The organism is Bacillus sp. AFS015802 (assembly GCF_002561455.1).
Classification (GTDB): domain Bacteria; phylum Bacillota; class Bacilli; order Bacillales; family Bacillaceae_B; genus Rossellomorea.
Map to the genome: position 1 here is coordinate 237,441 of NZ_NTUP01000014.1, position 11,039 is coordinate 248,479.

Annotated in this window: 10 protein-coding genes and 1 tRNA gene; all 11 read left to right on the forward strand. The window is 44.1% G+C overall.

Features of this window, described 5'->3' with window-relative positions; translation table 11 throughout:
- Positions 1-375 precede the first annotated feature (375 nt).
- The 11 genes from CN378_RS11475 to secG all read left to right on the forward strand — a co-directional run bounded on the left by CN378_RS11475 (position 376) and on the right by secG (position 10,994).
- Positions 376-447, forward strand: a tRNA-Arg gene (locus tag CN378_RS11475).
- A 286-nt stretch (positions 448-733) separates the two neighbouring features.
- Positions 734-1,333 carry a 3'-5' exonuclease gene (locus CN378_RS11480; RefSeq protein ID WP_098352026.1) on the forward strand — a complete coding sequence of 200 codons (600 nt, stop codon included), beginning with the start codon at positions 734-736 and terminating at the stop codon, positions 1,331-1,333.
- A gap of 308 nt (positions 1,334-1,641) precedes the next feature.
- Positions 1,642-2,982 carry an RNA polymerase factor sigma-54 gene (gene rpoN / locus CN378_RS11485; RefSeq protein ID WP_098352027.1) on the forward strand — a complete coding sequence of 447 codons (1,341 nt, stop codon included), beginning with the start codon at positions 1,642-1,644 and terminating at the stop codon, positions 2,980-2,982.
- 115 nt (positions 2,983-3,097) lie between these two features.
- Positions 3,098-3,343: a glutaredoxin family protein gene (locus tag CN378_RS11490; RefSeq protein WP_098352028.1), complete on the forward strand. Its 246-nt coding sequence runs from the start codon at positions 3,098-3,100 to the stop codon at positions 3,341-3,343.
- A gap of 149 nt (positions 3,344-3,492) precedes the next feature.
- Positions 3,493-4,512 (forward strand): sugar-binding transcriptional regulator, encoded by a 1,020-nt coding sequence (locus CN378_RS11495; RefSeq protein WP_098352029.1) that lies wholly within the window; start codon positions 3,493-3,495, stop codon positions 4,510-4,512.
- 55 nt (positions 4,513-4,567) lie between these two features.
- Positions 4,568-5,575 carry a type I glyceraldehyde-3-phosphate dehydrogenase gene (gene gap / locus CN378_RS11500; RefSeq protein WP_044338275.1) on the forward strand — a complete coding sequence of 336 codons (1,008 nt, stop codon included), beginning with the start codon at positions 4,568-4,570 and terminating at the stop codon, positions 5,573-5,575.
- 181 nt (positions 5,576-5,756) lie between these two features.
- Positions 5,757-6,941, forward strand: coding sequence for a phosphoglycerate kinase (locus CN378_RS11505; protein WP_098352030.1), 1,185 nt, complete (start codon positions 5,757-5,759; stop codon positions 6,939-6,941).
- Between the two features lie 62 nt (positions 6,942-7,003).
- Positions 7,004-7,768: a triose-phosphate isomerase gene (gene tpiA / locus CN378_RS11510; protein WP_098352031.1), complete on the forward strand. Its 765-nt coding sequence runs from the start codon at positions 7,004-7,006 to the stop codon at positions 7,766-7,768.
- Positions 7,761-9,296 (forward strand): 2,3-bisphosphoglycerate-independent phosphoglycerate mutase, encoded by a 1,536-nt coding sequence (gene gpmI / locus CN378_RS11515; protein ID WP_098352032.1) that lies wholly within the window; start codon positions 7,761-7,763, stop codon positions 9,294-9,296. Before tpiA ends, gpmI begins: the two co-directional genes overlap by 8 nt.
- 13 nt (positions 9,297-9,309) lie before the next feature.
- Entirely contained in the window at positions 9,310-10,602 is a 1,293-nt protein-coding gene (eno, locus tag CN378_RS11520) for a phosphopyruvate hydratase (protein ID WP_034764211.1), read from the forward strand.
- A 164-nt stretch (positions 10,603-10,766) separates the two neighbouring features.
- Entirely contained in the window at positions 10,767-10,994 is a 228-nt protein-coding gene (gene secG, locus CN378_RS11525) for a preprotein translocase subunit SecG (protein ID WP_044338270.1), read from the forward strand.
- Positions 10,995-11,039: the final 45 nt, after the last annotated feature.

An 11,039-nucleotide genomic window follows, 5' to 3' on the forward strand; every position in this document is an offset into this window, starting at 1 on the left:
TTGTTTAAGTAGGTAGATGTCTGTGAACATTTTTTCTGTTTAGGGGTAAATAAACCTGAACTAAGTTTATAGTGAATCGTAGACCGTTCCTTTCCGCTGCAGGCACTTGCTTTCCGCGGGGAGGGAGTCGAGCCTCCTCGGGCTTGCGCCCTGTGGGGTCTCGACCTTCCCTCTATTTCCCGCAGGAGTCAAGTGCCTTCCGCTGCAATCCACTCTGTGGTTCTTTAGAAGGACAGAGAATGAGTAACAGCAAATCCCCACTACACTTTTAAAAGATATTAATGGGGTAGCTAAAAAAGACATATACAATAATATCTATTGCAAACAAGCAATATCTGGCTTATAATATATATTCGTGACGGTTATTTATTTCATGCCCTCGTGGTGCAACGGATAGCACGTAAGATTCCGGTTCTTAAAATGGGGGTTCGATTCCCTCCGAGGGCGTACTTGAAAGAGAGATATGAAGGTGTTTCTACAAGTTTTTAATTTGTGGAAGCATCTTTTTTTGTTCCTGAGATTAAGGGTGTTTTAGTATAGTGTATAATCATATAATATACCTATTTTGAAGAAGTGCCGGATCAGTTTTGAATCATATACATAAAAGACTTATGTGTTGAGGTTTATTGGTTTTGCAAGAAGCTGTTTCGCCCTGCACCAGAAGAATTTGAGAAGAGGAAACTCGTTGATATAGCAAAGAAGAACAAATCTTAAACCGGGATGGTGGCTTCGTATGAAAGATTTTATAGCTTTTGACTTTGAAACGGCTAATCGTGCAAGACACAGTATATGCTCAGTCGGAATGGTGTTTGTAGAAAATGGTGAAATTGTTGAGTCCATTTACCAATTAATCGATCCAGAAGAGGATTTTGATAGGTTTAATATCAGAATACATGGAATTACACCACAAGATGTTGAAGGTGCGATGACGTTCGATGCTTTCTATCATTCTATCAAGGACAAAATAGAGAATAAGTTGATGATTGCTCATAATCTCTCCTTCGATGGATACGCTTTAAGGGATAATTTAGCTCGTTATGAAATGACGCCCGTATACAACCAATTTCTCTGCACATATCAAATGTCCAGAAAAATGGTGAAGGGCCTTCCTGCCTATCAGCTTTCATCTATTTGTACTTATTTTGGAATCGAATTAGATCATCACCATCATGCTGCAGCTGATGCTAAAGCATGCGCTCAAATCATGCTAAAGCTAGCAGAAGAGTACCAGATTACAGACTTTGATACTCTCTACAATAAGACTCGGATTAAACCGGGAGAAATATCCGAGGGCATCTATCGCTCTTCACTAGTAAGTAAATCTGCTAAATAACTCAACTTTCCAAGAACCTTTGTCTTATAATGATATTCAATTATGGCATCCACCAGGGTGCTTTTTCACTATCAGCTTTTTATTCCATTGAATATAAATTAAGAAAATGGTGTTCTAATGGATGGAGAACACCCACACCATGACAGTTGATTGTAGCGAGCACATGGAGCGGAAATCAACTACCACATTCTCAGTAAAGTCTGAAGAAAAGAATCATATATATAGTACAAACCCACCAACTACCAACGAATTCCCATTAACGAACAACCGATTTTATTGTAGAATAAGTAAATGGGAGGTTAGTAATCATGAATTTGAAAGCAGGTCTTTTTCAACATCAACAACTGAAGCTTCAAATGACGCAGCAACTTTCTCAAGCCATCACCATCCTCCAATATTCTACGATGGAACTGAATGCTTATCTGGAAGCTAAGCAATTAGAGAATCCCCTTATCCAATTAGAACCGCCAAAGCCAGATCCCCTCCATCAACGAGAACCTTATACGTACAAACGACATGCCGGCAGTCATGAAAATACGGTGGATTGGTATGAATATGTGTCCGTGCCGAAGAGAACGCTTACGGATGCGTTATCTGTTCAATTAAATTTGAAATCGCTTACTTCCTTTGATCGAAAGGTAATGGAAGAATTAATATATAGCCTGGATGACAATGGGTATTTAAGGGTGGACGAAGAATCCTTCCTTCAGACACATGGTCTGGAGATGGCTCAACTTGATCACTATATTACTAGATTGCAGGAATTAGAACCGGCCGGGATAGGAGCAAGGAGTCTGCAGGAGTGTATTTCCCTTCAGCTCGAGAGGAAGGCGGATGTTCCCTCTCTGGTTTCCATGATTGTTGACAGCCATTTTCAAGCTTTTGCCGAGAAGAAGTGGAAGGCGATCGCCAAGGATCTTGGGGTTGAGCTGAGAGACATCCAGCATGCGGCTGATTTCATCCGGCATTGCAATCCAAGGCCAGGCTCGAAATATTCTCAGCAAATCGCTGAATACATTATTCCTGAGCTGGTCGTGAATGTGATCGACGGGAATAACGTGGCCGTGTCGCTGTATGATGGTACAACCGTTAACGTCACATATAATGAAGAGTATACAGATTTCTTGAAGCATCACCCCGATAAGGAAGTCCAGTCCTATCTCCAGGAAAAAGAGCAGGACTTCCAGTGGCTATTGCAAAGCTTGCGGCAGCGAAAACAAACGATCCTCAAAGTGGGGAAGATGCTCGTTGAAAAGCAGAAGGCCTTCTTTCAGAAAGGTCCATCGGCGATCCAGCCTTTGACGTTAAAGCAGGTGGCCGATGAAATCGATGTTCATGAATCCACCATCAGCCGTGCCGTAAAGGGGAAATATATGCAGACGCCGTATGGGATCTTCGAGTTGAAGTATTTCTTCACTTCGGCGATTAAATCAGTACGTCTCGAGGATTCCGAAGCGGCCTCGGCCCGGACGGTTAAGAATGAGCTCCAAAAGCTGATTGATGAAGAAGACAAGAAAAAGCCGTTATCAGACCAGAAGATTGTCAATCTCTTATTGGATAAAGGGTATGATGTTTCGAGAAGGACCATCGCCAAATACCGGGATCAAATGGGCATTACTTCTTCGACGATGAGGAAGAGGTATGAATAGGAAGGTTTCGGTCGGTGCCTGGCACTGAGAGTGAGTTTGGTGCCAGGCACCAGGTGGTGAAGAATGCCTGGCACCGGACCGGCCAATCCAACATAGTATAAAGTGAGGTACGTACATGAATTTTGTTACATTCTACACACGCACACAATGCGGCCTTTGCGAAGACGCAAAAATGACTTTAAAGCTCTTACGGGATGAACTGGGATTCGAGATAAACGAGATCGACATTGATGAAAGTGATGACCTGACCGAGCGTTTCGGACTCATGATCCCTGTCGTGGAACTGGACGGGGAGATCCTTCAGTATGGGCAGATTGATTATTTTACGCTCAGCAAGCGTTTACATGAAAAAACCCGATAGTTTCTAGTTGAATTACGATTCATACCCTGATAAAATGAATCTTGAAAGCAGGGATGAATTTTTTTTGGAGGTAGTGGGACATAATATGTCTATGTGGGACCGAATGAGTCCAATACATCCACGCACTTCATTTGAAGGAGCTTTTATCTATGGAATCTTTAATTGACATACAAAAGCGATTATTACCTGACCTGCTTGAAGTTATGCAAAAAAGGCATCAAATTCTTCGTTCCATCCGGTTCATGCAGCCTGTCGGACGCAGGAGTCTCGCCCAGAATATGGGGCTGACAGAACGTGTTCTGAGAAGCGAAGTGGAGTTCCTGAATAATCAAGATCTCATTGATATCAAAACCTCTGGCATGATCATGACGGAGGAAGGCATTCAGCTGTTAGAAAACCTTGAAAGCATGATGAGAGAGATTTCAGGAATCAACGTAATGGAACAGGAATTAAAATCTTTACTGAATCTTAATGAAATTGTAATCGTTCCTGGGAATAGTGATGAGTCACCTTGGGTAAAAGAAGAATTAGGGCGTGCATCAGCTGCAAGTATGAAACGCCGGCTTAAGGGACATACTATCATCGCTGTGACTGGAGGTTCGACGATGGCAGCCGTAGCTGAAAGGCTGACACCCGATTTCTCTGACGATACCTTGTTTGTTCCTGCACGGGGTGGAATCGGGGAAGACGTTAAAAACCAGGCCAACACCATATGTGCCAAGATGGCAGAACATACCGGAACGAGGCATCGTGTTTTATATGTCCCGGATCAGGTTAGTAAAGAAGTATACAAATCCTTCTTGACAGAACCGATGATCAAAGAAGTACTGAATTTGATCAAATCGGCTAACATGGTTCTCCATGGAATTGGGGATGCTATCACAATGGCTGAAAGACGAAAGACCACGGAATCGGATTTCGAGAAGATCACCGGGGGTCATGCCGTCGGGGAGGCATTTGGTTATTATTTTAACGAAGCGGGTGAAGTGGTACATAAGGTGCCAACGATCGGCCTGCAATTGGAAGATTTAAGTCACATTGAGAATGTCATCGCCGTCGCTGGCGGCAGCTCGAAGGCGAAAGCGATTCGGGCGTACATGAAGAGTGCTCCGCATAAAACCGTGCTTATCACGGATGAAGGAGCAGCGAGAGAGCTTTTAAAAGGGTAAGCCCTTTTGAAATATAAAAAAATCATCCTTAACTATCTAAAGGAGGAAATTATTCATGGCAACAAAAATTGGTATTAACGGATTTGGACGTATCGGACGTAATGTATTCCGTGCAGCACTTAAAAATAACGACGTAGAGGTAGTAGCAGTTAATGACTTAACTGATGCAAACATGCTTGCTCACCTTTTACAATATGATACAGTTCACGGAACTCTTCAAGAGAAAGTAACTGTTGACGGTGACTACCTTGTAGTTGGCGGTAAGAAAGTAAAAGTATTGGCTGAGCGCGATCCTGCTCAACTTGGTTGGGGAGATCTTGGTGTAGATATCGTTGTTGAATCTACTGGACGCTTCACAAAGCGTGCTGACGCAGCGAAACACATCGAAGCCGGTGCGAAGAAAGTCATCATCTCTGCTCCTGCATCTGATGAAGACATCACAGTGGTTATGGGTGTTAACGAAGACAAATATGACGCGGCCAGCCACGACGTTATCTCTAACGCATCTTGTACAACGAACTGCTTAGCGCCATTCGCGAAAGTTCTTAACGACAAATTCGGTATCAAGCGTGGAATGATGACAACGATCCACTCTTACACAAACGACCAACAAATCTTAGACTTACCACATAAAGATTACCGTCGTGCACGTGCAGCTGCTGAGAATATGATTCCAACAACTACAGGTGCTGCGAAGGCTGTATCTCTTGTTCTTCCTGAGCTTAAAGGGAAATTGAACGGTGGAGCGGTTCGTGTTCCAACTCCTAACGTTTCTCTAGTAGACCTAGTTGCTGAACTTGATAAGAACGTAACAGCTGAAGATGTAAATGCGGCTCTTAAAGAAGCTGCTGAAGGCGATCTTAAAGGAATCCTTGCTTACAGCGAAGAGCCTTTAGTATCAACTGACTACAACGGAAGCCCGGCTTCTTCTACAATCGATGCACTTTCTACAATGGTTCTTGAAGACAACATGGTTAAAGTCATCTCTTGGTATGATAACGAGAGCGGATATTCTAACCGTGTAGTAGATCTAGCTGGTTACATCGCTTCTAAAGGACTTTAATTTATAAAGTTTCGTAAATTGACATCATTAGCATGGTGATTGATGGATAAATTTTGTCCCACCATCTATAATGAAGATGTGATGAAGGGGAGCGGGGAAGATTCCCCTCTCCCTTTTCTTATTGGTATTTCTATTATTTTGAAGAAGATGTAGAAATTGAGAACTAAAGGAGGCCTTTACGATGAACAAACAGTCGATCAAAGATGTCGATGTAAAAGGGAAACGCGTATTTTGCCGTGTAGACTTCAACGTACCGATGTCTGAAGGCAAGATTACCGATGAAACCCGTATTCAAGCTGCACTTCCTACTATTAAGTATTTAGTGGAAGGCGGAGCAAAAGTCATTCTGGCCAGTCACTTAGGCCGTCCTAAAGGTGAAGTGGTGGAAGAGCTGCGCTTAACTCCAGTGGCTGAAAGACTTTCCGAGCTTCTTGGAAAAGATGTAGCCAAAGCCGATGAAGCATATGGTGACGCTGTTCAATCCAAGATCAGTGACATGTCTGAAGGCGATGTCCTTGTACTGGAAAACGTTCGCTTCTACCCTGGTGAAACTAAGAATGACCCTGAGCTTGGGAAAGAATTTGCAGCGTTAGCTGACCTTTACGTGAACGATGCATTCGGTGCTGCTCACCGTGCGCATGCTTCTACTGAAGGAGTGGCGAAGCACCTTCCGGCTGTTGCAGGTCTTCTGATGGAGAAAGAGCTTGACGTATTAGGAAAAGCCCTATCCAATCCTGAACGACCATTCACAGCGATCGTCGGTGGAGCGAAAGTAAAAGACAAAATTGGTGTCATCGACAACCTGTTAGATAAAGTGGACAACCTGATCATTGGCGGAGGACTTGCTTACACATTTGTGAAAGCCCAAGGTCATGAGGTAGGGAATTCCCTTCTTGAAGAAGATAAAATTGATTTAGCGAAGCAATTCATGAAAAAAGCAGAGGATAAAGGCGTTAAATTCCTTATGCCTGTTGATGTAGTCGTTGCTGATGACTTCTCAAATGATGCAAATACAAAGGAAGTGGATATCGATTCGATTCCTTCTGATTGGGAAGCACTTGATATCGGACCAAAGACGAGAGCTTTATTCCAGGATACAATCAAAGATTCTAAGCTTGTGATCTGGAACGGACCGATGGGTGTATTCGAATTAGAAACATTTGCAAACGGAACGAAAGCCGTAGCGGAGGCGTTGGCCGATGCAACAGATACATATTCTGTTATCGGTGGCGGTGACTCTGCAGCAGCCGTGGAAAAGTTCGGCTATGCTGATAAGATGAGTCATATTTCTACAGGTGGTGGAGCATCACTCGAGTTCATGGAAGGAAAGGAACTTCCAGGAGTCGTAGCTCTTAACGATAAATAATCGCTTCATCAAAGACCAACAATTTTGCTGAAACGATTTGATAAACAGAAAGGATGAGTACAATGCGTAAACCGATTATTGCAGGTAACTGGAAAATGAACAAAACGCTTGGAGAAGCTAAATCCTTTACTGAAGAAGTGAAAGGACTAGTGCCTGATCAAGAAGTAGTGGATTCTGTCATTTGTTCACCAGCCCTATTTTTAGAAAGCCTGGTGAATTTGACAAAAGAGTCTAAAGTGGCTGTAGGTGCTCAAAACATGCACTTTGAAGAAAATGGAGCATTCACAGGAGAAGTAAGTCCTGTAGCCCTTTCTGATTTAGGTGTACAATATGTCATCCTTGGACACTCAGAGCGTCGTGAAATGTTCAATGAAACAGACGAGTCAGTGAACAAGAAGACTCTTGCTGCCTTCAAACATGGATTAACACCGATTGTTTGTGTAGGGGAAACCCTTGAACAACGCGAAAACAACGAAACAAAGGAACTTGTCGGAACTCAAGTGAAAAAAGCTCTTGCAGGACTTTCTGAAGATCAAGTGAAACAAACGGTCATTGCTTATGAACCAATCTGGGCAATCGGTACAGGTAAATCTTCTACAGCGGAAGACGCGAACGAAGTATGTGCCCACATCCGCCAAGTGGTTGCAGGAGAATTCTCTGAAACAGCTGCAGACGCCGTGCGCATTCAATACGGCGGTAGTGTGAAACCGGCTAACATCAAAGAATACATGGCTCAATCAGATATCGATGGTGCACTTGTAGGTGGAGCAAGCCTTGAACCACAAAGCTTCCTTCAATTGTTAGAAGGTGCAAGTAACAATGAGTAAATCACCCGTTGCATTAATCATCTTAGATGGTTTTGCTTGCCGTGACACAAAAGAAGGGAATGCTGTTGCACAAGCGAAGAAGCCGAACTTTGATCGCCTGTGGAACCAGTACCCTCACAATCAATTGACAGCCAGTGGCGAAGCCGTAGGACTCCCTGAAGGTCAGATGGGGAACTCTGAAGTGGGTCACTTGAATATCGGTGCAGGACGTATCGTGTACCAAAGCCTTACCCGTGTGAACCTGGCCATCCGTGAAGGGGAATTCGAACAGAATACCACGTTCTTGGATGCCATCAACCATGCGAAGGAAAAAGGCACGAATCTTCATATCTTCGGACTGCTTTCGGATGGCGGAGTGCACAGCCATATCGAGCATCTGTATGCCCTTCTTGGTTTAGCGGCCAAAGAAGGAATGAAAGATGTGTATGTCCATGCCTTCCTTGACGGTCGAGACGTCGGCCCTCAAACAGCGAAGAAGTATATTGAAGACGCTGAAGCGAAAATGAAAGAAATCGGCGTAGGACAATTCGCGACGATTTCAGGTCGTTACTATTCAATGGACCGCGATAAGCGATGGGAACGGGTTGAGAAATCCTACCGCGCCATGGTATATGGTGAAGGCCCAAGCTATCAGGACCCAATCGAACTGGTTAACGATTCGTACGAGAATGGAATTTACGACGAATTCGTGATTCCATCTGTTATCACAAAAGAAAACGGAGAGCCGGTAGCAACGATCAAAGACGAAGATGCAGTCATTTTCTACAACTTCCGTCCGGACCGTGCCATCCAAATCTCGAATACATTTGCCAACGCAGATTTCCGTTCCTTCGAGCGCGGAGACAAATTCCCGAAAGACCTTCACTTTGTCTGCCTGACTCGATTCAGTGAAACTGTTGATGGATTTGTGGCGTTCAAGCCGACAAACCTGGATAACACACTTGGGGAGGTCCTTTCTCAAAACGGACTGAAGCAACTGCGCATTGCGGAAACCGAGAAATATCCTCATGTCACCTTCTTTATGAGTGGCGGGCGTGAAGATGAATTCCCAGGTGAAAAACGGATCCTGATCGATTCTCCTAAAGTGGCAACGTATGACTTGCAGCCTGAAATGAGTGCGTATGAAGTCACGGACGCACTACTTGAAGAGATTCGTGAAGATCGTCAGGATGCGATCATCCTGAACTTTGCAAACCCTGATATGGTCGGTCACTCAGGCATGCTTGAGCCGACGATCAAAGCAATCGAAACAGTGGACGAGTGTCTAGGAAAGATCATTGACCTCATCACGGAAAAAGGCGGTACAGCCATCATCACAGCAGACCACGGGAATGCCGATGAAGTGCTGACCGAAGAAGGCAAGCCAATGACCGCCCACACGACGAACCCGGTTCCTGTCATCGTGACAAAGGAAGGCGTGGAGCTTCGTGACGGAGGGATCCTTGGAGATCTTGCCCCGACCATGTTAGATCTATTGAATGTCAATCAACCAGACGAAATGACTGGAAAATCATTAATTAAAAAATAAGGAGAGATTCTAAATGCCATTTATCACAGACGTATACGCACGCGAAGTATTGGATTCACGCGGTAACCCAACAATCGAAGTAGAAGTTTACACACAATCAGGTGCTTTCGGGCGCGCGCTAGTTCCATCTGGAGCTTCGACTGGTGAATACGAAGCAGTTGAACTTCGTGACGGAGAAAAAGACCGCTACCTTGGTAAAGGGGTACAAAAAGCAGTCGATAACGTAAACAACGAGATCGCAGAAGAAATCATCGGTTACGACGTTACTGAACAAGTAGCAATCGACCAGGCGATGATCGCTCTTGACGGTACAGAAAACAAAGGTAAATTAGGTGCCAACGCAATCCTTGGTGTATCCATGGCCGTTGCACGCGCAGCAGCTGACTTCTTCGGAGTGGAATTATACCAATACCTTGGTGGATTCAACGCGAAGCAGCTTCCAGTCCCAATGATGAACATCGTAAACGGTGGAGAGCACGCTGACAACAACGTGGACATCCAGGAATTCATGGTTATGCCTGTAGGAGCTCCTACATTCAAGGAAGGTCTTCGCATGGGTGCTGAAATCTTCCACAGCCTGAAATCAGTTCTTAAATCTAAAGGCTACAACACAGCTGTAGGTGACGAAGGTGGATTCGCTCCAAACCTTAAGTCAAATGAAGAAGCCCTTTCTACCATCATCGAAGCAATCGAAAAAGCAGGCTACAAGCCAGGAGAAGAAGTTCTTCTTGCAATGGACGTAGCAGCTTCTGAAATCTACAACAAAGAAGACGGTAAATATCATCTTTCTGGAGAAGGCGTTGTTCGTACTTCAGCAGAAATGGTTGATTGGTACGAAGAAATGTGCAACAAATACCCAATCATCTCTATCGAAGACGGTCTTGACGAAAACGACTGGGATGGTTTCAAACTACTGACTGACCGCATCGGTAACAAGGTTCAATTAGTAGGGGATGATTTATTCGTTACAAACACGACTAAGCTTTCTCAAGGTATCGAGCAAGGTATCGGTAACTCGATCCTGATCAAAGTGAACCAAATCGGTACACTGACTGAAACATTCGACGCAATCGAAATGGCGAAACGTGCCGGTTACACAGCCGTCATCTCTCACCGTTCTGGTGAAACGGAAGACAGCACAATCGCTGACATCGCTGTTGCAACAAATGCTGGTCAAATCAAGACAGGTGCTCCATCACGTACAGACCGCGTAGCGAAATACAACCAACTACTTCGCATCGAAGATCAATTGGCTCACACAGCTCAATATCTTGGAGCAAAAACGTTCTATAACGTTAATCGCTAATAGCGATTGAAGAGAGGCAGCCCCGTCTTTGGACGGGGCTGTTTTTTGGTAAATCATAACCGGTACCAACTCTTTACACAATTCAAACAATATTACCTTGTCCCCTTCATCTTTCCTATGGTAAAATGGTAATAATGTTATGTTCGTATCAGGAGGTGGGACTCATGCACACTATACTCGTCACTTTACTTATCATTGTATCAATCGCACTTATCGCCATTGTATTGCTTCAATCAGGTAAAAGTGCTGGACTTTCAGGGGCCATCTCTGGTGGTGCAGAACAACTTTTCGGAAAACAAAAAGCGCGTGGTATTGACTTAGTACTGCACAGAATCACAATCGTATTATCGGTACTATTCTTCGTACTAACCATTGCCATCGTAGCTATCTAATACGGACAAAAACCTGATCATTAAAGTAGACTAACCTAAATTAAT

What these genes read in the sequence shown, in the direction of transcription:
- tpiA (WP_098352031.1), top strand. Translation starts at nt 7,004, where the DNA reads ATGCGTAAACCGATTATTGCAGGTAACTGGAAAATGAACAAAACGCTT.
- CN378_RS11490 (WP_098352028.1), top strand. Translation starts at nt 3,098, where the DNA reads ATGAATTTTGTTACATTCTACACACGCACACAATGCGGCCTTTGCGAA.
- gap (WP_044338275.1), top strand. Translation starts at nt 4,568, where the DNA reads ATGGCAACAAAAATTGGTATTAACGGATTTGGACGTATCGGACGTAAT.
- CN378_RS11505 (WP_098352030.1), top strand. Translation starts at nt 5,757, where the DNA reads ATGAACAAACAGTCGATCAAAGATGTCGATGTAAAAGGGAAACGCGTA.
- CN378_RS11495 (WP_098352029.1), top strand. Translation starts at nt 3,493, where the DNA reads ATGGAATCTTTAATTGACATACAAAAGCGATTATTACCTGACCTGCTT.
- rpoN (WP_098352027.1), top strand. Translation starts at nt 1,642, where the DNA reads ATGAATTTGAAAGCAGGTCTTTTTCAACATCAACAACTGAAGCTTCAA.
- secG (WP_044338270.1), top strand. Translation starts at nt 10,767, where the DNA reads ATGCACACTATACTCGTCACTTTACTTATCATTGTATCAATCGCACTT.
- CN378_RS11480 (WP_098352026.1), top strand. Translation starts at nt 734, where the DNA reads ATGAAAGATTTTATAGCTTTTGACTTTGAAACGGCTAATCGTGCAAGA.
- gpmI (WP_098352032.1), top strand. Translation starts at nt 7,761, where the DNA reads ATGAGTAAATCACCCGTTGCATTAATCATCTTAGATGGTTTTGCTTGC.
- eno (WP_034764211.1), top strand. Translation starts at nt 9,310, where the DNA reads ATGCCATTTATCACAGACGTATACGCACGCGAAGTATTGGATTCACGC.